Genomic DNA, 24475 nt, shown 5'->3' with positions numbered 1-24475 from the left:
AAATTAATTTAATACTCGATTCCTGCTCGTGCTGTCACGCCCTTTGCCATAGGATGTTTGCGGGCATTTATTTCTGAAACATAGTCCGCTAATTCAACCAGTTTTGCCGGGGCATCTCTGCCTGTCAACACCAGCTCAAGCTTTAGAGGCTTACTCTTGACAAGTTCGACAACTTCTGCCAAGGGCAGATACCGATAATTCACTGCTGCCATTATCTCATCCAGAATGATCATATCCCAATTCCCACTGGTTACGGCTTCAGTAGCATAATTCAACCCAATTCTCATTTCTTTTTCTAATCGTCCAATTTCTTGTTCTGTCATCTCCCAAACAAATTTGTCATTTTCTTTATATCGAAAAAGTTTAAAAGATGGTTCAAAACTCTCGATGACCTTCGTCTCTCCCGTATCCCAACCTTTTAAAAACTGAACCATCAGGACCTTCAATCCCTGGCCGTAGGCTCTAACTCCCAACCCCACTGCCGCTGTGGTTTTCCCTTTTCCAGTTCCGGTATAAATATGAGTAAGTCCTTGCTCCATACGAGCATCTCCTCTCTTAACCTGTCCAAGTATCACAAGTCGATTTTTCCTGTTACATAGCTATACAGTTCGTCTTAACAGAAATTGATGTTATAAGACTTGCCAAATAATTATGTCCTCGTTTCCCGATAAGCTCGCAATGTACTCCGTCACTGCCGAATCCCAACAGCCTCTGATAGGATGGATCTCCGATCATGATATCTGGCTGAACTCTATCAATCCATTGAGCCAAGACGCTCTCATTATCAAGGAAAAGAATATTGGAAAACGCCTTTTCCTGATATACCTTGTTACCCTTTATATTTCCTAAAAGACTGGCGGTTTTAACCTTCTTTATCCCAAAGTCATGACTCAGACAAGCACCTATGCAGGATGCTAAAAGAGGTTCTCCTATTACAACTGCTTTTTGTTCTGATTGGGGTATGCTATTGGGTAGATATTTTCTCTGGCTTACTAAGATTAAAGGGTCGCCGGCTATCTCAGCCAAAACCTTAATTAACTGTCTCATACCCCACAAGCCTACCGGTACGTGCATCATAAAAGGTATTGCATAATTCTTTTTCATATATTGAGCCAGACCTAAACCCTCATGAGATATCACAAGATTCAAAGCCGCCGATGTCATTTTCTTGAAGATTTCCATATTGATGCTCTCTAATGAGGGAGAGATAATTTCCAAACCGAACTTTCCCAGCTCATCAGTGAATTCTATTAAATGGTTTTCCTGACTTAAACTAAGGGCCGAATAACCAATAATATTGATTTGTATAATTTTCGTTTCCTCCTTTCCAATGACTCTTTCGAATCAGGCAACCGACTTAGGTATGCCGCTGACACGACAACATCAGTTAATAAAAAATTAAAGAAGCCTCTCAACCGATTTAGTCGAGAGGCAGATGCTGATAAGCCTTTTTGCTCAGCACAAATATTCGCCTCACCTCCTCCATCGCTCGTGGATTTTTGGTGGATAGCTTTAGGCAGGTCTTCTGACTCTGGATCATCAATCGTTCATGCCTTCCCAGATAACCAGTGGCACAACTGAACCATTTCCCCATCACAGCGGCGGGACCATGCAGGAATTTCACCTGCTTCCCTTTTAAACCAAAGCTCTCAACTTCGGTACCTAAATCTGTAAATTCAATTCATGGATGTGTTTAGAATAAGTAAAGCCCTTCAAAAGTGAAGGGCTGAATAGCAAAAGTCCCTTCACCCATTCACCGTGAGCAAAGCATCTGCAATCAGGTCTCCTGGCTTAGGTTCCTCGTATACTGCCTCCTTCCCAAGTTTCCTCAGTGGATGCGGCAGAAACTCCCCATTACAGTGGCGGGACCGCGTCGGATTTAAACCGACTTCCCTGTTATGGCTATCTTACTTAAAGACAACCTTTTGCAATATATTTTATTATTTAACTAGCATTAACTTAGCACAAAATAGTAATGACGTCAATCTATTCCTGCCGGCTTACTTTCTAATGAGCTAATTTTATCTACGATGCCGCCCAACCCCAGAAATTCTGACCATGTAACTTGGACAAACTCACCATCTTGATTAATAAAAGGCAAATCCTTCCGATCAGGATTGTACCGGAAATCGGCACCCATACGTCCTTTAAGACAGAGCGGTCGGCCCTTAGCCGCTGATTTAGCGGTTACTCCCACAACCTGGCCTTTTTTAGAGTTGATAGTAAAGCTGCAGCCGTAATCACAAAATGTACAAGTTACATCTTCTTTCTTAAACTCCCATTCCCTTCCTTTGCCTAGCATGGATTTATCGACAAGAGCTCCCACCGGACAAATAGCTACACATCTATTGCAATAAACGCAAGAAGAATCTTTCAAGTCAGTATCCATAAACGTTGAAACCTTAGTCTCAAAGCCACGATTAGCAAAACCAATCACATTACGTTCCGCTACTTCCTCACAGGTAGCAATACATTTTCCGCATAATATGCACTTATTAAGATCCCTTAAGATATAGGGATTTGTGTCATCAATAGGAAGCCGGCGTTTTTCACCTTTATAAATCTTTCCATCAACACCATATTCATAAGCATACTCTGCCAAAGAACAATTCCCTAACTTTTGACAGGTCATGCAGTCCAACGGGTGATTGGCAACCAACAAATTAAGGATTGTTTTACGAGCGCTCCTAACCCTTGAACTCTGAGTTTCTACCTTCATGCCCTCAACTGCTTGAGTAGCACAAGACGGGGGAAGATTGCGCATTCCTTCAATCTGTACAACACAAAGACGACAGGCCCCGCTGGGAGTAATAGCCGGATCATGGCACAAGGTTGGAATTGGAATATTATTCATTCGGCAAACTTCTAGTACTGTTGCCCCCTTTGGAGCACTGACTTTTTGTCCGTCAATTGTCAACGTAATGGTCTCCAAGTATTTCACTCCTTAGCCTCATCATTTTTTACTAATATAAATACATTATTTAAAGATTATATATTCTCTACAATCATAGTAATTCCTGCTTACTTGGATAGATTTTGAGTTTTGGCTTATTCTTAGCTATAGCCTCTTCAACAAGCTCATCATAGAGGTCATGTAGTCTCAATAAACCCTGAGCAAGCTGTCATTTTCAACCTCCAATTATCATTTCCTCCTCCGGTATTCTTTTATCAATGTCTCTTTTCGCAAATCCCATAAGGTGGATTAAAATTTTCCAATAGTCACTCCAATGTCGGAAGGCTTGCCAAAATACATGGACGTAGTCACGATTGCATCAATTCCTGTTCGAGCATACTCTTCAATATTTCCTTCATTGATACCTCCTGCTCCTAAAAGGGTGATCCGGGGATTTATACGTCTGATTTCCTCAACGATATTTTTAAGATCCTCGGCCGGTACTTTATCAAATTGTAATCCATCAACCCCGGATTGGATTAAGAGACGGGCATCTTCAATTCCTTCCACCTCAACGATAACTTTCTTTTCACAGACTTTTTCTTTAATTTTCCCTATCATTTGGACCAAATCAGAAACATCTCCGAGAAAATTAATATGCTGTTTAAAGATTAAGATAGTTTCTGATAACCCTAAACGGTGAGGGTAAGCGCCTCCAGCTATAATCGATTTTATGGAAAGCTCTTTAGTGCCAGGAAAGGATTTTCGCGTGGCGACGACACTGGTTTTAGGATTGATCCCCTTTGCCTTCTCTACCATCTTTTTGGTGCGTGTTGCAATACCCGAACAATATTCAAGGACGTTCAGAGAAACCTTCCAGGCCAAGTGCAGGTTTCCTGCTGACCCGACGGCTTCAATAAAAGTATCGCCCTTATCGACAACAGAGCCTGAAGGCAAAGACTGAAACTCTGTTATACCCAGCTTATTAAAGATTCTTAAGACTTCCTCCACTCCCGATAATACCGTAAACTCTCTGGCTTTAAAGCTGATCTTTCCCTTAATATCACCAATATCTAATGTCAGAGTTGTCAAATCGATATATGGAACATCCTCTTTGATCCAGCGTTCAATGCTCTCATCGCTGATATAAAGCATCCTCTCCACCTCAATTCATAATTCATCAGGACCTAACACCCTCTCATAAGAGGTTCCATTCACTTGATTATTTTCCTTTGATAAATCCATTCTTTGCAAAGATTTTCATTGCCTCATCACTCTGTAAATACTCCAAAAATTCGGCAGCTTGCTCGCTGTTTTTGGAGGAAGCTACAATGGCAGCCGGCAAAAACACCGGATTATGGGAGCCGGCAGGTGCAGAAGCCGCAATTCTAACTTTGTCTGAGGTAATAGCTATGGTATCCCAAACCAGACCTGCTTCTGCGTTATCCGTTTCGACATAAGTCATTAATTGCATCAGATCTTTTCCTATAACGAACTTCGGTTCTAATTGATTCCATAGTTTTAAGTATTCTAATGTTTCTTTGGCTGTTTTGGCCGCAGGAACGGATTTAGCCTCACCAATACCGATTTTTTTAACTTCAGGCTTTGCCAGATCTTCAAAACTCTTAATCGACGTATTGTTCTTATTAACAACCAGCACTAGCTCATCTCCCAAGAGATTAATCCTAGAACCTTGCTTAATAAGTCCTTTTTCCTCTAAAGCATCCATTTGCGGTTTTCCTTGAGAAATAAAAATATCGGCAGCGGCGCCTTGCTCAATTTGATTTTGCAGTGACCCTGATGGTCCGTAATTGTAAACCAGTTTAATTTGAGGATTTTTTGCTTCATACATACCTTTAATTTCTTCAAGAGAACCTTTTAAGCTTGGCGCAGTAGAAACTAAAAGTTCCACAGGTTTTACCTGCTCAGCTTGATTGCCCTCAGCCTTTGGAGTATCAGTTTCATTAACTCTTGTTGAACAACCCGACAAAAACACTACTATAAATCCTATAAAAATTGCTGTCAGCATCGTAAATACTTTTCTTTTTGGCTGCAATTCAATCCCTCTCCTTTTTCATTAGATAATCATTAAGTCATCAGGGTTTATTTTAAGCCTCCAAGGCTGAGGCTTATCCTGTAAAGTTGTCCATGTCTGTTTGCTAATCTCCCATTGCAGGTGATAGTAATCCTGTTTCGGTTGAGCGTTGTCTAGCTCAAGATAAATAATTATTCGAGACGGAGTTTCGCTGGCATATTTCGGCCAACACCTAAACACATTCTCTTCGTTTTCGTCCAGAGCAATTTCCAGTGTATGCGCATGTACTCCTACATTATTGATTAGATTTGAAATTCTGCGCTTCGTCTTCAGGCGCATCCCCCATTCCAAAGCTTCTAATTCAAAGGGGGCGATGTATCTTGCGGCAGAAAAATTCTTACAGCCTGTCAATTGAGCTGCAACAAGTGAAGGTGGATATTTAAAGACCTCCTCCTTTCTTCCCATCGCTTCCATCTTACCCATTGACAACACTGCCAGCTTTTCGCAAACTCTATAGACCTCATCCATATTATGAGTCACAAACAAGGTAACCCCTGAATAATCAGCTAATGTTTCCGTCAATTGTTTGACCATCTGACTCCTAAGATAATCATCCAAAGCTGAAAAAGGCTCATCTAAGAGTAGTACCTCCGGGTCAACGGCTAAAGCTCGGGCTAAAGCAACTCTCTGCTGCTGTCCTCCTGAAAGCTGGCTGGGATAGCGTTTCTCTAAGCCTTCCAACTTGATCATCTTCACCTTTTCCCTAATAATTGCCTTTCGTTCGTCTCTCTTCTTATTCCCTATTCCAAAGCCAATGTTTTCTTCAACCGTCATATTGGGAAAAAGGGCATAGTTTTGAAATAAATAGCCGAGCTTCCTTTTGCGGCAAGAAAGATTGATCCCTTTCTCCGAGTCGAATAACGTCCTGCCATTGAGCACAATTCTCCCTTGATCAGGCGTTTCGATTCCCGCAATACAACGCAAAGTCATGCTTTTACCCGAACCTGAAGCCCCCAACAAGCCAAGAATATCCCCTGACGCCGTGAAACTCAGATCAAGCTCAAATCCCTGAAGCTTTTTTTGAATGTTAACATATAGTTCCATACTACTTCCTGCCTGCTTCAACCGTATTTTTCCGTTGGAAATCTATCCAGTAATTCATTAAGGTCATGACGATTAAAGAGATAACAAAGATAAGTATCACCCATAGCGCTGCCTTTCTCATTTCTCCGCTTTCCGCCGCAAAAAATATAGCTGCAGGAATGGTCAAGGTTTTGCCAGGTATGTTGCCGCCTATCATCAATGTAGCCCCAAAATCTCCAAGTGCTCTCGCAAAAGCCAGGACAGTCCCTGCCGCTACTCCCGGCCAGGATAAAGGAATAGTAATTTTCCAAAATATTTTCCACTCCGAAACACCCAGGGTACGAGCAGCATTAATAATGTTCTGATCGATTTGCTCAAAAGCACTTCTAACCGTTCGATACATTAACGGAAATGCCACCACTGAAGCTGCAATAACCGTCGCCGGCCAGGAAAATAGAATGGTCTTGCCCATAGCTATCAGAAATTTTCCAATGGGGCCGTTTTTGCCAAAGATAACAAGCAGCAAGAAACCTAACACTGTCGGCGGCAATACCATAGGAAGAGTGAGAACTCCATCAATTAAACCCTTCAACTTTCCCCGATATCCTGAAACAAGGCAGGCAGCGGCAATCCCCAAGAAGAACGTCAAAACAGTGGCCATTATTGATGCTCTTAAAGAGATAAACAGCGGAGCAAGATCCAGCTCCATTAATTCCTTATACACACTTACCCCCTTACCTAATTGTCTGCATTAGTACAAATAGGACTCCCTAAAAAGGGAGTCCTTCGACAAACTAGAATCCTAGTCTACACCTTACTCCTTTTCAAAATGTGAAGGCACACTCGTTTCCAAGAACACCCTGAGGACTTAGAGTCCTGTCCAGGGACCATAGACATAATCCTTAGGTCACTCTGGCTCGGAGATACTATTTAATTTTTCGAATATTGCTCTTATCAGACTGTTTAATAACTTCCTGCTTACCTCGATCCAGTTTGATAATCTGATCCCCCAGCATTGCTGCTTCCTGAGGATCGTGAGTCACAAGGATAAAGGGGATCTGCCATTGGGCTTGAAGCTTCAGCAGTTCTTGTTGAAGATTACTGCGCGTATCCTGATCAAGAGCTGACAGTGGCTCATCCAGCAATAAAACTTCCGGCTCGGTCATTAAGGCACGAGCCAGAGCAACCCTTTGTTTTTCACCACCGGAAATTTGGTTAGGATATCTATGGCGAAGATGTTCAATCTTAAGCATTTCTAAGACATACGTTACTGTCAGAACCTTGTTAGGAATACTTTCCTTTTTTGGTTTTCCATACATTACATTTTTTTCTACGGTCATGTGGGGAAAAAGTGCATAATCTTGAAAAACATAGCCTATACGCCGATTTCGGATAGGAACATTAATACCTTCATCCGATGAAAACACTGCCTTATCACGAATCTTAATCTCACCCCAGGAAGGAACCTGGAGACCGGCGATACATTGCAGAATTGTCGTTTTGCCGGCTCCGGAGGGACCAACTAAGGCAAGGATTCCATTACGCAAAGAGATATCCGCTTCAAGTTCGAAGGTGGGCAAATTCTTTCTAAATACTGCTCTAAGCATGATCCCGACCTCCTTTTTGGGAAACTCGGTGCGACCCTTTTCCCCAGCGATTTAGACCATAAATCACCATAAAGCTAAATATTGTCATAATAATGACCAAGATACTGGCTTGCCTCATATCCCCCGCTTCATTGGCAAAGTATATTGCCAATGGCATGGTTTGAGTCCTACCGGGAATATTTCCTGCAATCATCAATGTGGCGCCAAACTCCCCAAGCGAACGGGCAAAGGCTAACACTAAACCTGCCAGAATTCCGTTCCATGCTAAAGGCAGAGTAATCGTAAAAAATATTTTCAACTCTTTAGCACCTAAGGTGCGGGCAGCTTTCTCAAGATTTTGATCGACGTTCTCCATGGCGACTTTCACAGATTGATACATCAACGGCAGAGAGACCACCGAAGCCGCTACTACAGCTCCCGCTAAGGTGAAAACAATTCTGGTGTGAAACCAGTGTTCAAGCAGCTTTCCTATAGGACCATTCTTTCCAAAAACCACCAAGAGCATAAACCCAATAACTGATGGAGGTAAAACCAAGGGCAAGGTTATAATTGACTCTACAACGTCTTTACCCAAAAAATCCTTTTTGGCCATGAGACCTGCCAAAGGTATGGAAACACAAGTCACAATAATAACTGCCGCAAAGGCAACTTTTAATGATAGAATTATGGGTGTATAGCTAAAATCCATAGGACTCCCCCGGCAAGTTTATTTAGCTGGTGTTTTGAAACCGTATTTAGCAAAGACTTGCTTTGCATTCGAACCCTGTAAGTAATTAAGAAAATCTTGGGAAGCCTGTAGATTTTTTGTAGAAGAGATAATAGCTGCAGGATAAACAATGGGTTTGTGACTGCTTTCCGGAAGAGCCATAACAACTTTAACTTTATCGGACCCTTGAGCATCCGAGGAATATACGAATCCAGCCTCGACGTTGCCTGTCTCAACATAATTTAAAACCTGAGTTACGTCCTTGGCCATAACAAATTTAGAATTTAATGAATCCCAAAGGTTGAGACTTGTTAAAGCCTCTTTGGCGTATTTTCCAGCAGGTACAGATTCCGGCGTACCTAATCCAATTTTTTCAACATCATCTTCGGAAAGATCTTCCAGAGAGTTTACTTTAGTACTGTCCTTCCCTGCGACTATTACTAAGTCATTACTTAATAAGTTGATTCGGCTGTCTTTAACCAGCAAATTCTTTTCTTCCAAGGCATCCATCTGAGATTGTCCTGCAGAAAGAAAAAGATCAGCAGGAGCACCTTGTTCAATTTGCTGTTGAAGTTTGCCAGAACTTCCAAAGTTAAGAGTCAGCTTAACATCCGGCTTTTTCTGAGCATAGTCTTGTTGGAGTTCCGTCATAGCGTTTTGCAGGCTGGCTGCAGCGGATACCATGATTTCCGTCTGGGCAACCGGTGTGTTTTGTTCCGGTGACTGCTCAGAATTTTGGGAGTTACAACCAACTGTCGATAATATAAGCAATAAACTTAGACTTAATACAAATAACCACGATAATCTTTTCACTTTAAATCCTCCTCATCTAGTGTACGTTTGTTCCTTTTTACATTAGTTTATATTAGTTAATGTTTCGTCAAGTTAGTCAAAATACTCTCTTCAAACAAACACAAACTAACAACAACTAACATAACTGAATTACATTGCCATTATACTATGTGTTATAATACATTAGCAAGTACATTAAGCAAAGTATACTGAATTAAAGGAATTTAGAAGACAGGAGCGTTGGCTATGTCCACTGATATTTCCTATACACCCGAAGAAGTCGCCAAAATCCTTAAAATTTCCAAGTTCACAGTCTATGAGCTGATCAAGCGAGGAGAACTTGCTGCTTATCGGATTGGCCGTAAAGTTCGCGTAGAAGGGGCTGACCTTGAACTTTATAAACAAAAATCCAAAAGCCTCAATTCCCTTGCTCTTCCTCAAGAACCCTCCATAATTAACGAGCAGCTTTCTCACAGTCATCATTTCGACCGGGATGAAAGTTTAGTTATCTGCGGTCAAGATATTGTGCTTGACATTTTGACCCGTCATTTAGAAAAACAATTTCCGCAGATTCATTTCTTGCGCCGTTACATTGGCAGCATTGACGGACTCATGGCTTTATACCGCGGACTCGCCAATGTGGTAACAGCTCACTTATGGGACAGTGATTCCAACGAATATAATACTCCTTATGTACGCAGACTATTGCCTGGTCATCAAGCTTGCGTCATAAATTTGGTTTACCGAATGGAAGGATTTTATATCGCAAAAGGAAATCCCAAAAATATAGCCACGTGGAAAGACTTGGTTAAATCTGACGTTCGCTTCGTAAATCGAGAAAGAGGCTCCGGGGCAAGGGTATTATTGGACGAACAACTGAGAATTAATGGAATTAATCGTAATGATGTACTCGGCTATGAAGAAGAAGAAATGACCCATCTTGCTGTAGCAAGCAAAGTTGCCCGGGGAGAGGCAGACGTAGGACTGGGTATTGAAAAAGTTGCTATGCAATTTGTTAATCTTGATTTTATCCCGCTTCACAAAGAGCGGTATGATCTAGTCATTCGTTTAGAAGATCTGGAACGCCCTCATTTTCAGGCTTTGATAAGCATCTTAAAGTCTCCTGCGTTTCGCAACGAAGTAATGGGTATTGGAGGGTATGATATCTCTCAAATGGGAGAAGTCATCGTAGAAATCTAGTCTTCCAGCTCCTCAAACCTCTCGTCAACATTAAGACCATTTTTATGACCGGTGTCTCTGTGGCAATTATTACACCCTACACCGTTCTTAAGATACTTAGCATGGTTTTTCGGAAGAATTGTCCCATTCGTTTCCGGCTTAAAATTCCCTGTATGGCAGTTGATGCAATTTGAATCATAATAAATAGCCTTTAGGGAAAAGTAATCACCCTTAATATGAATGGCCACATCCCTTAGCCCGCGAAAAGTTGAATCCAGCCGATGAAAGGGACCTCTGTTTTCATGACAAAACTTGCAGTCCAAATCCTTGTGAGAAGATTCTTCCCAAGATATCCGATACCTAGCAACTTCGTGACATCTTTTGCAGGATGAAGGGTTCATATACCAAGCATATGTAAATCTAAAACAGATATAGATCCCTAGAAATATTAATCCATATAACAGTATCCCTTTTTTATAAGATCTCATTTTAATTTACCTTCAATAATCTTGTATTGAACTATAGAGTTCTCATTTTCCAACTATTAATTCCTTATAAGGCCAATTTTTTATTTAATTCAGAAAACCATACATGCTCTAAAACAAGTGAGGGCTTGACCATTAGGTTAAGCCCTCACTTTACTATATTTTACCTTTCTCTTGGTTTCCGACAATAATTCAATCCAATGACTCAATGGTATACTTAGTTTCTTAATAATTCAACATCAAAAAGCTTCCTATTTCGCCTGATTGATAAATTCACCTTAGTCCCTACCGGTCCCCTTATTCTATTTACAGCTTCTTCCGTTCCGTGTCTCATCTCTATTACTTTCATACCCTCGACACTCTCTACAACATCACCTTGCTTTAAGCCAGATTTTTCTGCAGATTGTCCCACAGGGCATTCCGTAATCTTGATCTTTTCACCGTCTGATTCTAAATACATCCCGGTTACTCCTTTAATGCTGGAATCAAGCAATTTTTTATCATCCTTGTTTTCTTCATATACAATGTAACCTATTTTCCCATTATCAAAGCTAAATCTACAGGAATATCTTATTCCTTTCTTTAGCTCCTTTAGCTCTGTTAAATAATCCGTTTCCCTTCCTTCAATGACAACTAACCCATTCTCATGCTTTATGGTCTCAACCGAAAACTTAACGTCATCCTTTATCATGTTACTGATTATGGTCATGAGTCCTTCCCGGTTTTCTATTGTTTCCTTTGTACCATCCGGCAGAATGTTCACAAAAACAACATTAGGTGCAAAATAATCTACCATATCATTCAGATCATAATTAATAGCTTCTATACAACTTATTGCTGTCTCCTCCTGAACCTTTTGCTCCTTTTGGCTATATTGCTTGTTTAAACTGCATCCATAAAGACTTAAAAAAACATGCGACATTAAAAGCAATAGGATAAGACCCTTATACTTCTTAAAAAGTTCCAACGTTATCCCTCCTAATGGAAAACTCTGCTATCATCATAGCAGAGTTTTCCATAGACAATAAATTATCTCATACGATACTTTTCCTAATTAATCTAAATTATTTTTAACTCAATTGCTTTTCGAACCGCTGAAGCACGCCCAGTCACTTCTAATTTTCGATAGACGGCCGTAATATTTTTTCTCACGGTTACTTCTGCGATAAACAGCTCTGAGGCAATCTCTCGATTAGTTTTTCCTTTTATCATCAGTTCGAGTATCTCTTTTTCCCGATTCGTTAACAAAGGACCCAGAGAATGATTTAAGCTGTTTAACTTGATACAATATTGAGAAGTATAAGCAACAATTCTGTCAAGATACTCATCATTTCTTATATCATTTTGCATGGTTTGAAGTATCTCCAAAATCTCCATCCCATATTCCGCAAAAGGCAATACAATACGGTCTTGCCTTCCAATATCTAAGGCTAATAAGAGAGTCGTTTTTGCTTTTGAGGCACCATACAATGTTTGGTTAGCAACAGTATATAAGATATATGTATGCAGATAGCCTAACAGGTTGTTAAACTTTGAAAAAACACGCAGCATTTCCTCACAAAGTATTTCTAATTTAATATAATTCTTCTCCAATAAAAGAAACTTACCATAAACGATATAATTGAAGCCCACGCCTTGATACAAAATATGGCTTTGTTCTATATCTCCAGACCTCAACCATCTAGTAAAAGCCGTTTTTTTCCTAGTAATTCCCGCTATATAGCTCGTTGATAAATCAAAGGCACTCTTAAGTATGGAACAACTGCAAACCTCTACCTCAGCACTTAATTCATCCATGATTTCCAACGCCTCATTAAACTTACCCTCTGCTGCATACACTCGTGCAAGGGTTAGGTTTGAACAAATGACAATTGAAAGCTGCTCCAAAGATCTTGCTTTATAAATAGCCTTTTTAGCGTAGATTTTGGCAGAATGCAGATCTCCTGTTTCTAGACAGAATTCTGATCTTAACTGATATTCAAAGCCCCTCCCACATCCCCCAGACAATTCCAGATAATACGGAAATATATCTTCGAGATACTCCACCGTCCATAACATTTTACCTATATCATGATAGTACATATAAAGGATATGAGGAGAGCCAAAGGTGACGATTTTGTCCTTATTCGCTATAGAAGAACGGCCTTTCAATAATTGATAGGAACTAGTTAATTTACCTTTCATTAAAAAGATATTATTAAAATGTATATAGGCACGTATCAGTTCGATCTCCCCTGTAATACGTCCTTTCATTTCGGGAGATAAGCGATCATCCTTCTTGTAGTATTCCTCAATCTCAGACAAAAGCCCGGCACCTTTTTCACGATCCACATTCGTAACATAAAAACCAACATAGGTTATATAACCTATAGGATGTCGATAGTTCACCTCTAGAGGAATACGCCGAAATAACTCTAAAATATATTTGGGATTGCTATCGATAACTTGGGTAATTCGAGTTTTCTCAAATTCAGCAAGAATAAGATTGTACTCTTTGGCTTGCAAAAGATACTTTAAGCCTGAGAGAATATCCCCATTTTCTAAGCACCATTCACCTGAACGCGTAAGCATATCTTTAAGCTTCATGTCCGGAGAATGTTGATTTACTAGCGTTTGTAAATAACTCTTAAAGATATTATGAATTCGATAAACATCATTACGTTCATCATAGCGTATAAAGGAATTCTCGTAGCTTAATTTCCGAATAATCCTTTCCGTTGCCATGTCCTCCGTAACATAGAGAGCCTGCATTGGCGTAAAACTGTCAAGTACACATAATGATTTCAAAACCATAACTTCACGTTCGGAATATCTTGACATAACTGCTGTTTCAATGAGTCCTTCTATACTTTTTCCAGGTTCAAGTCTCCCAATTTCGGCATAACGTTGCCTGATCAAATATACAGCTGAAACCCAACCTTCAGATATATTATAAACATCCTCTGCCATATCCTCTGATATTTCAACACCATACAATTGAAAGTATTCTTTGATTTCGTCATTGCTGACCTCAAAAAGATTACTCTTTATCTGATAACAATACCCTTTGAGCATTAATTCATCCATACTGATATCCGGCTTAGTTCTGGAAAGAATGAGAATATGCAAACCCTCAATCTTTGCCCGAACGATTCTTTCCACTAAACTGTTCAGTTCGGACGAGTGCACAAAATGATAATCGTCAATTACTAATACGGTGTTTGTCATATAAGTGTGATCTTCGATTATTTTCAAGACCTTATCTCTTTGCATAGCATCATCGGGAAACCCTAACCTACGAAGCTGATTGCCAAACTCCGGATTAGTCTTGGAGAGCTGCCTTGTAAGAGAGTCCCAGATATACTCAGGAGATGACTCATCACTTTCACAAGACATCCATATGTAATTTGCCTTAAGATCATTAAGGCAATCTCTCGCGGAAGTCGTTTTCCCATAGCCCATAGCTGCAACGGCAACTGTCAATGGATAATCAAATAGTTTTTTAAACTCTAAGTTTATCTCTTGGCGCTTGAGAATTGGTTGACGCATGAACATAAACCCACCTTATGAAAATCCTTGTCGGTTTTTGTATTATTATATCATTAGCTTAGAGATCCGCGTCATTGTTTTAGTCTTTTTTTCAATTAATTCAAAAATTAATTCAAAGAGGGAGTATTCAAAGATGCCGACGGCAACCTTGAATACTCCCTCTTCTTGATTTACGGCTAATTTATACATCATCCAAAATAATCCTTAAACAAAGTACAATGGATTATCCAGTCTTCATGACTCCTTCTTCAACCCGTTGTACTGATTTCTCTGTTGGCGTCTTAAATCGTACAAAAAAGGTCGTCCCTGTTGATCCCGTATCAATGTCGATTTTGGCATTGTGCCTGGCGGCAATGCTAAAGCAGGTCGCTAATCCTAACCCGGTACCGTTTTCCTTCGTAGTAAAAAAAGGTGTTCCAACCTTTTCCAGGTCCTCGTCCTTGATTCCACACCCTTCATCCTGTACAGCCATTACTATTTCTTCACCTTCCATAAAGGTCCTGATGGTTAGCGCCCCGCCCTTTGACATCGCTTCCACTCCGTTTCGTACAAGGTTTAAGATAAGTTGACGGATTTCTTTCTCGTTGAGGGGCAAAGTTTCAACGTCTTGCAGCTGTAGTTTAATTTCTTTATCGCTAACCATGGCATCAGCTTGAATTAACGGAAAGAGGTTTTCAATAAGCTCGTTTAATATTAAGGGCTTCAAATCCACGGTTTTATTCTTAGCAAGGCTTAAAAATTCTGTAATAATAGAATTTGCTCGATCAAGCTCTTCTATCATCAGTTCAAAATAGCCTTTTGACTGCCTGAACTCCTCTTTTCCTCCCAGTAACTGAAGGAATCCCTTTACTGTCGTCAGCGGATTTCGTATTTCATGACCAATCCCTGCCGCCATCTGTCCTACAAGATTTAGACGATCCAAACGAGCCATCTCTTTTTCAAACATCCTGCGCTCAAAGATATTATGGTAATAAACAGACAAACCTTCTTCCGATGGGTAGGCATGAACTTCATAAGGCACATCGGTATGGTATCCTCTAATCTCAAAATGTGCCGCTTCCGTATTTTTCAGAGCTTTATTAAAAAGGTAATACTCTGAACGAGCTTCCGGAAAAAGATCCCAGATATTGTTTCCTATTAGCTCATCTCTTCCTTTTAACCAATACTTTTCTGCCTCTTCATTGACAAAGATGAATCTCCACTGATGATCCAGCGTGAAGAAGACATCTGTTATACTTTCCAGGATATTTGTCAGCTTAAGGCTGGTCTCCCTTAGCTGCTTGGCAATCTTTTTCCGTTCAAAGATTTCTTTTTTGAGTTTTTCATTAGTTTGAAACAGCTCACTTGTGCGCTCAAAAACTAAGGTTTCAAGAGTTTTGTAACGGTCGATTCGTTCTTTCTCTAATTGCTTCCGCTCAGTAATATCTCTCACAGACCAAACGAAAATTTGCTGATCCTCAAGACTCGCTAAACCAATCTGAATCTCGGCTGGAAATATTCTTCCATTCTTATGCTTAGCAGCAGCTTCAGGGATTTTACTTCTTTCACAAATAATAGGGCTATTTTTGAGGTTTGGAAGATAGGAACATTCTTCAGCGAAGAGCACTGAGACATGCTTTCCTAATAATTCACCATGCTCATAGCCAAACATTTCTAAAACGGCAGGATTAGAATTAATAACATTGCCCCAAGCATCCAAGGTGATCACAGAATTAATAGAGGTTTCTCCAATCACCCCAGCCAGTGCCTCGGCTTTACGCAAATCAGATGTCGTGCGTTCTAGACTCTTATTCATGCTCTCGAGTTTAAGAGCATGCTGCTTAAGCAATTCATTTTGTTTACGAACTTTGTTCTTATGTAAGTGAATTTTGACAAAAGCTTCAATTTTAAATTTGAGCATTTCAGGGTTAAAGGGCTTGAACAAATAATCAATAGCACCCAAGGAATACCCTTGAGTAATATTTTCGGAAGAATGGTAGATGGCAGTAATAAAAATTATGGGGGTATCTTCATTCTTTTTCCGAGCTCTAATCAGTTTAGCCGTTTCAAAGCCATCCATTCCGGGCATCTGAACATCTAGGAGAATTACGGCAAAATCGTCTTTTAATAAACACCTTAAGGCCTCTTCTCCAGAGCTGGCAAAAACCAGATGATAATCCGGCGATTTAAGGACAGCTTCTAAAGCCAATAAATTTTCCTTGCGGTCATCAACAATTAATATTTTCATCTACTTCTCATCCTCGGTGCCCTCAAATTCTTGTCTCTTTTTATGTTCCAAACTGATTTGTAAGTAAGACTACCTTACTTTCCGATAAATTTTTTGCTCGGGAATAAAAGGTTCATAGCAATGAGAATAATCGTTAAAAGCTATATCCTCTTTGCTGCCCAACCCTAAAATTCCAGACATACATAAGCTTTCATAAAACAACTTGTGCACACGATTTTGTAATACTTTATCAAAATAAATCAGGACATTTCGGCAAATAATTACGTGAAATTCATTGAAGGAATGATCCGTTGCCAAGTTATGTTGGGCAAATATAACATTGCGGGTCAGAAAGGAATGAAACACTGCCTTGTCTTTCCGTACATCATAGAACATAGCCAGCCCTTCGCTTCCTCCGGCAGTTAAGTAATTGTCTCGGTATGCCTGCATTTTATCTAATGAATAGACACCTTCCTTCGCCTTTATTAACAATTCTTCGTTCATATCTGTAGCATAAATCTTTGTCTTATGATGCAAACCTTCTTCATATAGTATGATTGCCATAGAATACACTTCTTCACCAGTGGAACAGCCTGCATGCCATATTCTTATAAATGGAAGTTCTTTTAAGAATGGAACAATCGTTTTCCTGAAAAACCCAAAAAACTCCGGGTCACGAAACATCTCCGAGACTCGAATTGAGAAATCCGAAAATAGACGTGCCATGGCAGAGGGATCATGAAGAACTTTTTCTTGTAGGCCGGAAACACTATCCAGTCTCTCAGCTTGGATACGATACCAGATTCTCCGCCTGATGGAAGCAGGTACGTAATTTCTGAAATCAAAACCATAGTACTGATAAATCCCCTCTAAGAGAAGCTGTATTTCAATTTTTTCTAATTCGCTTGGGCTCTCCATATTCATAGCTGATTCTGTTTCTTTATAATTCACTGGCATCCTTCCTATCTATACAGCCAAATCTTAATTAACGAAAACAGCTGATCCAGATTCACCGGCTTGCTGATGTAATCTGAAGCACCGGCTTCAATACACTTTTCCCGATCGTTTTTCATAGCCTTCGATGTAAGGGCTATGATGGGCAGATTCCTATAGGCCGGTATCTGCCGGATGCGGCGCAAAGCTTCATATCCATCCATTTCCGGCATCATGATGTCCATTAGAACCAAATCGACATCCGGATTGCTGCGGAGAGTCTCTATGCTCTCCCTGCCATTCTCAGCAAATATGGTTTTAATTTTTTGGTTTTCCAGAGCAGTTGTAAGCGCAAAAACATTACGCATGTCATCATCGACGACTAAGACCTTTTTTCCCTCCAAACGCGCATTTTTATTGTCTGTTATAGAGAGGTCATCTTGTTTTCCGTCCGAGTGGGTTACCAGTTTGACAAGTTCGGCTCTGCGCAATGAGGAATGACTGCTGCTTGCAGCCGCCGCTTCTTTATAGGATTTGTCCAATTCTACCATTTCGGCATTATTGCCCGGCAAATACAGGGTAAATGTACTTCCTCGTTCCTCAATGCTATGAAGATCAATGTACCCTCCTAACAGCCCGGCAAGCTTCTGACTGATTGTCAGCCCTAAACCTGTCCCGCCATATTTCCTGGCAGTTGTTCCGTTAGCCTGCTGAAAAGCTTCAAAAATAATGCTTTGTTTGTTTTGGTGAATTCCGATTCCTGTATCAGATACAGCAAAGGCCAGAACCCACTCTGCTTCTTTGAATAAAGGATTATTCTTGACTATCGCATCTTCCGCTTTGCTGACTTTTAAAGAGACCATCCCTTTATCAGTAAATTTGAAGGCATTAGACAGTAAATTCTTTAATATTTGCAAAAGCCGTTGTTTATCTATACAAGTAGTATCAGGGATATCCTGATTAATTTCTACGATACAGTCTATATTCTTGTGATTGGCCACAGGGAGAAAATATTGTCTGAGATAACCCAGCAAATCCGATAATTTCAAAACCTCCGGATGCAGGATTATTTTTCCTGCCTCAACTTTTGACAGGTCCAGAATGTCATTAATTAATGCCAAAAGTTCATTACCAGAGGAAAAGATAGTTTTTACATAATCTAACTGGCTTGAGGTTAAATTACCTTCCTTGTTTTCCATTAGAGTTTGAGAAAGGATCAACAAACTATTCAATGGAGTCCGCAATTCATGGGACATATTTGATAAAAACTCTGTTTTATAGTTCGAACTTTCTTCCAACTCCCGTGCTTTTTCTTCTAAGGCTGCTTTTAAGCCCTCAAGTTCTGTTGCTCTTTTTTCAGAATCTCTGATTTGCTTTTCTAAATTCTCATTAAAGGTTTTAAGCTCTTCTTGTTGTAACTGAAGCTCTTCAGATTGAGACTGAAGCTCTTCAGTTAAAACCTGTGATTCCGTCAGCAGGCTTTTAATTTTCATGTGCGCCTGTACACGGTTAATGGTTGTACCTATATTTTTTGCTACTAAATCCAAGAGTTCAAGATGTAACGATGTAAAGGATTGAAGAGATGCCATCTCTAACACAGCAACAACCTGGCCTTTGAATGAGACCGGTAATAGTATAATGCTCTGAGAGGAAATTTCTCCTAACCCAGAGATAATTTTAATAGAATTTCCCGAATTTCCCTCCAGGATAATCGTTCGATTTTCTAAGGCGCTTTGACCCACCAAACCTTCTCCTAAGAGAAAGGCCTCTTGGGCATTTGCCCACGGACTTGCTGCATAAACAGCATACTTTTTAAGATACCGTTTTTCCTCGTCCCCTTCCATAATGTAAAAAACTCCGTAGATAGCCTCAATCATGGGGACTACTTTAGTAATTAAAAGACTGGCTAAGGTATCAAGATCCTGAATTCCCTGACACAAGGCGGTAATATCGACAACTTCAGATTTAAGCCAATTTTTCCCCCCTATATTAGCTAATACTTCCTTTTCATGAAGAGCATGTTCTTCCATAGAGCGAGCCATTTCGTTAAATGCCAGCGCAATATCTCCAATCTCATCCGTAGAACTCATCTCGATACGAGGCAGTATCGTATGATCTTGGATAGATGAAAAGCGGCTCATAACATCTGTGACTATATGGATTTCTCCTGTAACTCTTCGTGTAATCCATATCGTAATTAGAGTGCCTGCCAACAGCGTCAAACCCAGGGAAATAAAAAAGAATACCACCGATTGTTGATAGGTATCGGAAGAGGATGTAATTAAGTCATTTAAAGCTTGGTCCTCTAAACCCTGTAATTCCACAACAAGTTTGAAGATCTGACCTCTCTCAGCTGCTCCCATATTGATTAATCGTTCAAACTCTTCGTTTTGATTTCTAGAAGCTAATGAAAAAATTTTTTCTTGAAGGTCTATATAGATAAGATTTTCTGTTCTTATTTTGCGGAGCATGCTTTTAATTTCATCCCGTACTGCCGTCGTTTCAAGAGATTCCAGAGCCCAGTCAATTCTCTCTCTGGAAGCGAGAATATGGTCCATTGTAGAAACATACTCAGAACTGTTTACCTTTAAAAAAGCCAGATCCCTTAAATACCTGCTGATATTGTTGAGTTCGCTTTCCAATGTTTTCGAATAATTGATTTTTCGGCTTCGTTCTTGCCAGTTCTTCTCCAAACTCCGATTGGCTCGATCCAGAGAGTAGATCGACATTCCAAAGAAGACAGCCATTATAACTAAAATAGATACAAATCCCAGGAGTAGCTTCGGCTTAAGCCTCATACATCACATCCTTACCGAACCCATCGTTCATTTGATATAATTTGCTTTATTTACATTTTAAAGAAACTAATTCAACATTTACTAAAAGATCTCCTTTGGCGATTCTGTCGTTACCTGTCATATATTTCTAGATTCAATCGACTAATTCAAAAATACTTCTGATTATATAAAAAATGCACCAAACATTTTACTGCTTAGTGCATCACGACTATAATACATAGTATTTTAACTTATAATCTGCCTCCAACAATTTGTCCTAACACGGAAAAAACGACTAAAAAAGGTATGGTCCAATAGGCTAGACCTTCGTAGACCCTTAAAAGATAGATAAGAGGTACAGCTATATGAATCGCTAAAAACCAATGCAAACTGAATTTTCTAGTCTTTACACGCCATCTTCCAAGAAAAATATTAATTGACAAAGCAATTATCATAACAGCCATCAACTTAATGATAAAATTCATACCTACTGTTTCCTCCAAATTAAGGACTTCATGAGTAATGATAACTACCCAGATTATGGCTGTCAATATGTGACCAAGTTTTCCCTCAGTTATTCTCAAAAGGAGGGTATTGCTCTATCATAAATTGCGGCAAAGAAAAACATCGTTCAATTATATCTTTATTGACGTAATGGGTTTCCTTATCTTTCAACCTTGCAGGATCGGGGTTAATATAATTCTTTGACCCTACGGTAAAGCTCCATAAACCGCCAGGATAGGTAGGGACAACGGCCGTATATAGTTTTACAAAATGAAAAAGTTCACCAATTCTTTGATAAGTTTGCTGCATAACTTCTTGGTGAAAAATTGGAGACTGACTTTGACAAACCATTAAACCATCCGCTTTTAAGGATTTATGGATACTTTGATAGAAACTTTTTTCAAATAGGCTTTTGGCCGGGCCAATAGGGTCTGAAGAATCTACAATGACGACATCATATTCATTTTCTTTGTTTTCGGCAAAATTAACTCCATCATCATAAATAAATTGTACTCTCGAGTCAGCTAAGGGTCCCGAAACTTCTGGCAAATGGTGTTGGCATACTTCAACCACTAACTTGTCAATTTCTACCATATCCACCTGATCTACCACTGCATATTTGCAAACTTCTTTTGCTGCTCCGCAATCCCCCCCGCCAATGATCAATATTTTTTTAGGTTCAGGATGAATGCATAAGGGTACATGGGAAATCATCTCGTTATAGATATATCCATCAATGGAGGTTGTCTGAACAATACCATCGAGAACCAACATCCTACCAAAGCTATAGGAATCTAAGACCATAACATGCTGAAATTCCGATTGTCCTTCAAAGAGAATTTCTTTAATCCTATAGCTGATCTTCAAATCTTCACGTTCTTCTTCTGTCAACCACAAATCCCCATCTTGTTTAGAAAAATATACGGGCAGATTTTTGTTCATTAATAGCACCTTCAATTAAATAGTTTTCTTTTTATAATGCAACAACTTTATTCTATCATTCAAGTTGTCTCATGTAAAATTGTACTCATTTTGGGCGATGGTTTATGTTATGCTTCATATCTTTCTATGTATTATATTTAATATTGATTAATTCTATATTTATGGGGGAATCCCTCTAAATTTTGTAAGAAAAGGCCTTGATGATTATTTCAAAACATAGGCTCAGCGAGATCAATCGCTGAGCCTATGTTGTCATGATATTTGGTTTCTGTCTATAGTTCATATGCAAAATGACAGCCAGGAGTTGTGTTAAAAGTCCTAAGACGCAAACTCCATACCAATTAAAATTTGCATAGCAATAGGACCCCAGATAAGAGCCTACAGCTCCTCCAAAAAAATAGGATACCATATAAACCGTATTTAATCGGTTGCGGGCTTCATCATTTAAGGCATGTACTCTAGCCTGATTGGAAATCTGACAAGACTGAACACCTAAATCAAGTAAAATAACCCCAATAATCAAACCCCAGAGCTTAAAACCTAATATCCAAAAGCAAACATAGGCAAGAATTACAGAAATCATGCCAATTCCCACAGTAAATCTAGGGCTGCGTTTGTCGGCTGTCCTGCCTACGATGGGAGCAGCCAGAGCTCCGGTAACACCTACTAGTCCAAACATACCTGCGATATCAGCACCCAAATGATAGTGTGAACTCTCAAGCAAAAAAACCAGCGATGTCCAAAAAGCACTAAAAGCTGCAAACATAAGCGCTCCATTAAGAGAGGCTTCCCGCAAGACATGAAGATTTTTACTCAAACTCACCATGGATTTAAACAAATCTCTATAGTTCATTCTCGAAATAGGAGGACATAAGGGCAGAAGTCTTCGCAGAAAAAGAGCTAGTATAATCATCAAACCCGCCGCAATCAGGTATACGGTTCTCCATCCCCAATATTCGCCTACTATCCCGCTGAAAGTACGTGATACTAATATACCAACAAATAAGCCGCTCATCACACTGCCAATGATCCTTCCCCGTTCTTTGGGATTCGCCAGCTGAGCTGCAAAGGGCACAATCAGTTGAGGTACAACCGATGTAAAACCCACGGCAAAAGATGCAATTGAGATCACTGTTATGTTGAAGGAAAAGGACATGAAAAGTAAAGCACACGCCGAAAACAAAAGCATCGTTACAATGAGAGACCTTTTCTCCTTAATATCTGCCAGAGGTAAGATACTCAACATACCAAGAGCATATCCAACCTGAGTGAGCATTGCCACAAAGCCAACACTAACCTGAGTTACATGGAAGCTTTCCGCAATTTCCACTAGAAGGGGCTGAATATAATACAAATTTGCCACTGTGATGCCACTGGCCACGGCCATTACTAAAACTAAAAAACGACTCAAAACTCAAAGCCCCTTCAATTTAAAAAAACTTTACTTTTTTATTTCTTTAACTTTATTACTAAACTCTTTGAAATTCAAGATTTAATGATTGAACAAATAAAGATTTATACGGTTTGTAATCCCCGTCAGCTGACAACCCAATTAAAGAAAAGCATCCTCACTCACTAATGTGAACAAGGATGTTTTTTGATTAGTGACAAGTGTTTTCAAGATCACAATACATAAACTCACGGGTCATTGGCCAATTATTATTTGTCCCTTTAGTAAACATGAACTGATGAATGTCAATGTTGCCGCAATGGAAAGAAGCAGCACAGGCGTTGAGATAAAGACGCCACATTCGAATAAAAGTCTCATTTTTCATCTTTCTGATCAATGGGAGAGCCTCTTCGAAGTTATGAGACCAGTGTTCTAAAGTTCGAGTATAATGTTCGCGGAGGCTTTCCACGTCAATAATATAAAAGGAGTTAACAGCCATCAGCTTAACCAATTCCTGAATCGCCGGAATATATCCGCCTGGGAAAATGTACTTGTTAATCCAGCTGTTTGTTCCTCCCTCATTATAACCGGTAATACAGTGTAATAGGGATACTCCGCCCTCATTTAAAAGAGACTTCACGGTGGTAAAGTACTCTTTCAAATACTCCTTGCCGACATGTTCAATCATTCCTACACTTACGACTCGATCAAAGGTCCTGTCTCTTAATTCACGGTAGTCAACCAGCTTAACGTCAACAAGATCCTGCAAGCCCTCTTCTTGAATCCTATTAAAAACATGCGTATGTTGCTCTGAACTGAGGGTGATACCCAATGCTTTAACCTGATAGTTTTTTGCTGCAGAAAGAATCAATTCTCCCCATCCGCAGCCAATATCCAGTAAGCTTTGCCCAGGCTGCAGATTAAGTTTGCGGAGAATGTGATCCACTTTATTGCACTGGGCCTGAGCCAAACTATCGTCCGGTGATTTAAAATATGCACAAGAATAAGTCATAGTCTCATCCAGCCATAAATTATAAAAATCATTGCCTATATCATAGTGAAACTGAATATTCTCTTTGCTTTTATGAATGTTGTTGGAAATGATTTTCGCCAATCTGAGGTAAGTGCTTTTCTGGTGAAAAACGCTGTCTTGTCTGTTATAGATAGATTCAATAACCTTTTGAACACTGCCTTCAATATCAATTTTCTTATGCATATAGCCTTCCCCAAAAGCAGTAGAAAAGTCACTGAGTATATCTTTTTTGTCAATGGGTTCGTTAAAATTTATCTGGAACCGGGCCTCTCCGGCTCCATAGTTCACCACCTCTCCGTCCCAAAACTTCACTTCACAAGGATCAGCAAAAAGATCTTCCATGAGTTTTTGGTAAAAGGCTTTCTCAATATTCATAGTATAC

General features: G+C 39.7%; 21 protein-coding genes and 3 riboswitches. Of the genes, 1 reads left to right on the top strand and 20 read right to left on the bottom strand.

All coding sequences use genetic code 11. From position 1 onward, the window contains the following. Window positions 1-8 precede the first annotated feature (8 nt). The 10 genes from DESOR_RS01975 to modA (DESOR_RS01925) form a co-directional block, all read right to left on the bottom strand. Window positions 9-539: a cob(I)yrinic acid a,c-diamide adenosyltransferase gene (locus DESOR_RS01975; protein ID WP_014182935.1), complete on the bottom strand. Its 531-nt coding sequence runs from the start codon at window positions 537-539 to the stop codon at window positions 9-11. A gap of 52 nt (window positions 540-591) precedes the next feature. Beyond that, entirely contained in the window at window positions 592-1332 is a 741-nt protein-coding gene (locus DESOR_RS01970; protein ID WP_081468451.1) for a nitrogenase component 1, read from the bottom strand. A 166-nt stretch (window positions 1333-1498) separates the two neighbouring features. After that, a riboswitch (cobalamin riboswitch) is annotated at window positions 1499-1681 on the bottom strand. A gap of 81 nt (window positions 1682-1762) precedes the next feature. After that, window positions 1763-1941: riboswitch (cobalamin riboswitch) on the bottom strand. A 40-nt stretch (window positions 1942-1981) separates the two neighbouring features. Further along, window positions 1982-2932, bottom strand: a complete 951-nt coding sequence (locus DESOR_RS01960; RefSeq protein ID WP_014182934.1) for an NADH-quinone oxidoreductase subunit G — start codon at window positions 2930-2932, stop codon at window positions 1982-1984. 270 nt (window positions 2933-3202) lie between these two features. Next, window positions 3203-4048: a ModD protein gene (gene modD, locus DESOR_RS01955; protein WP_014182933.1), complete on the bottom strand. Its 846-nt coding sequence runs from the start codon at window positions 4046-4048 to the stop codon at window positions 3203-3205. A 67-nt stretch (window positions 4049-4115) separates the two neighbouring features. Then, the gene (gene modA, locus DESOR_RS01950) at window positions 4116-4922 is read right to left on the bottom strand and encodes a molybdate ABC transporter substrate-binding protein (RefSeq protein ID WP_042331818.1); all 807 of its coding nucleotides are present in this window, start codon (window positions 4920-4922) and stop codon (window positions 4116-4118) included. Window positions 4923-4970: 48 nt separating this feature from the next. Beyond that, window positions 4971-6032 carry a sulfate/molybdate ABC transporter ATP-binding protein gene (locus DESOR_RS01945; protein WP_014182931.1) on the bottom strand — a complete coding sequence of 354 codons (1062 nt, stop codon included), beginning with the start codon at window positions 6030-6032 and terminating at the stop codon, window positions 4971-4973. Between the two features lies 1 nt (window position 6033). Then, the gene (gene modB / locus DESOR_RS01940; protein ID WP_042331816.1) at window positions 6034-6720 is read right to left on the bottom strand and encodes a molybdate ABC transporter permease subunit; all 687 of its coding nucleotides are present in this window, start codon (window positions 6718-6720) and stop codon (window positions 6034-6036) included. 93 nt (window positions 6721-6813) lie between these two features. Next, window positions 6814-6946, bottom strand: a riboswitch (molybdenum cofactor riboswitch). Continuing rightward, the gene (locus tag DESOR_RS01935) at window positions 6938-7618 is read right to left on the bottom strand and encodes an ATP-binding cassette domain-containing protein (RefSeq protein ID WP_014182929.1); all 681 of its coding nucleotides are present in this window, start codon (window positions 7616-7618) and stop codon (window positions 6938-6940) included. Its footprint overlaps the riboswitch before it by 9 nt. Next, window positions 7611-8306, bottom strand: coding sequence for a molybdate ABC transporter permease subunit (modB, locus tag DESOR_RS01930; protein WP_014182928.1), 696 nt, complete (start codon window positions 8304-8306; stop codon window positions 7611-7613). The genes DESOR_RS01935 and modB (DESOR_RS01930) overlap by 8 nt, the downstream gene beginning before the upstream one ends. A gap of 18 nt (window positions 8307-8324) precedes the next feature. Next, entirely contained in the window at window positions 8325-9137 is an 813-nt protein-coding gene (gene modA / locus DESOR_RS01925; RefSeq protein WP_014182927.1) for a molybdate ABC transporter substrate-binding protein, read from the bottom strand. Window positions 9138-9362: 225 nt separating this feature from the next. Between modA (DESOR_RS01925) and DESOR_RS01920 the strand changes: the two genes are divergently transcribed. After that, on the top strand, window positions 9363-10316 hold the full coding sequence (locus DESOR_RS01920) for a helix-turn-helix transcriptional regulator (protein ID WP_014182926.1): 954 nt from the start codon (window positions 9363-9365) through the stop codon (window positions 10314-10316). Here the strand turns inward: DESOR_RS01920 and DESOR_RS31115 are convergent. From DESOR_RS31115 to DESOR_RS01870, 10 genes are all read right to left on the bottom strand, one after another. Continuing rightward, the gene (locus DESOR_RS31115; protein WP_014182925.1) at window positions 10313-10783 is read right to left on the bottom strand and encodes a multiheme c-type cytochrome; all 471 of its coding nucleotides are present in this window, start codon (window positions 10781-10783) and stop codon (window positions 10313-10315) included. The genes DESOR_RS01920 and DESOR_RS31115 overlap by 4 nt on opposite strands. Window positions 10784-10997: 214 nt before the next feature. Next, the gene (locus DESOR_RS01910) at window positions 10998-11747 is read right to left on the bottom strand and encodes a PDZ domain-containing protein (protein WP_014182924.1); all 750 of its coding nucleotides are present in this window, start codon (window positions 11745-11747) and stop codon (window positions 10998-11000) included. 92 nt (window positions 11748-11839) lie between these two features. Beyond that, window positions 11840-14308 (bottom strand): LuxR C-terminal-related transcriptional regulator, encoded by a 2469-nt coding sequence (locus DESOR_RS30500; RefSeq protein ID WP_014182923.1) that lies wholly within the window; start codon window positions 14306-14308, stop codon window positions 11840-11842. 223 nt (window positions 14309-14531) lie between these two features. Next, window positions 14532-16535, bottom strand: coding sequence for a response regulator (locus DESOR_RS01900; protein ID WP_014182921.1), 2004 nt, complete (start codon window positions 16533-16535; stop codon window positions 14532-14534). A gap of 69 nt (window positions 16536-16604) precedes the next feature. Further along, window positions 16605-17471 (bottom strand): CheR family methyltransferase, encoded by an 867-nt coding sequence (locus DESOR_RS01895; protein WP_081468449.1) that lies wholly within the window; start codon window positions 17469-17471, stop codon window positions 16605-16607. A gap of 5 nt (window positions 17472-17476) precedes the next feature. Continuing rightward, window positions 17477-20245 (bottom strand): response regulator, encoded by a 2769-nt coding sequence (locus DESOR_RS01890; RefSeq protein WP_014182919.1) that lies wholly within the window; start codon window positions 20243-20245, stop codon window positions 17477-17479. 230 nt (window positions 20246-20475) lie between these two features. Further along, window positions 20476-20775, bottom strand: a complete 300-nt coding sequence (locus DESOR_RS01885; RefSeq protein ID WP_242832439.1) for a hypothetical protein — start codon at window positions 20773-20775, stop codon at window positions 20476-20478. Between the two features lie 19 nt (window positions 20776-20794). Next, window positions 20795-21670, bottom strand: a complete 876-nt coding sequence (speE, locus tag DESOR_RS01880; RefSeq protein ID WP_014182917.1) for a polyamine aminopropyltransferase — start codon at window positions 21668-21670, stop codon at window positions 20795-20797. Between the two features lie 244 nt (window positions 21671-21914). Continuing rightward, on the bottom strand, window positions 21915-23057 hold the full coding sequence (locus DESOR_RS01875) for an MFS transporter (protein WP_081468566.1): 1143 nt from the start codon (window positions 23055-23057) through the stop codon (window positions 21915-21917). A gap of 214 nt (window positions 23058-23271) precedes the next feature. Beyond that, entirely contained in the window at window positions 23272-24468 is a 1197-nt protein-coding gene (locus tag DESOR_RS01870) for an SAM-dependent methyltransferase (RefSeq protein WP_014182915.1), read from the bottom strand. Between the last annotated feature and the right edge of the window lie 7 nt (window positions 24469-24475).

The sequence above is a fragment of the Desulfosporosinus orientis DSM 765 genome (assembly GCF_000235605.1).
GTDB lineage: Bacteria > Bacillota > Desulfitobacteriia > Desulfitobacteriales > Desulfitobacteriaceae > Desulfosporosinus > Desulfosporosinus orientis.
This window is presented reverse-complemented; position numbering and strand designations above follow the sequence as displayed.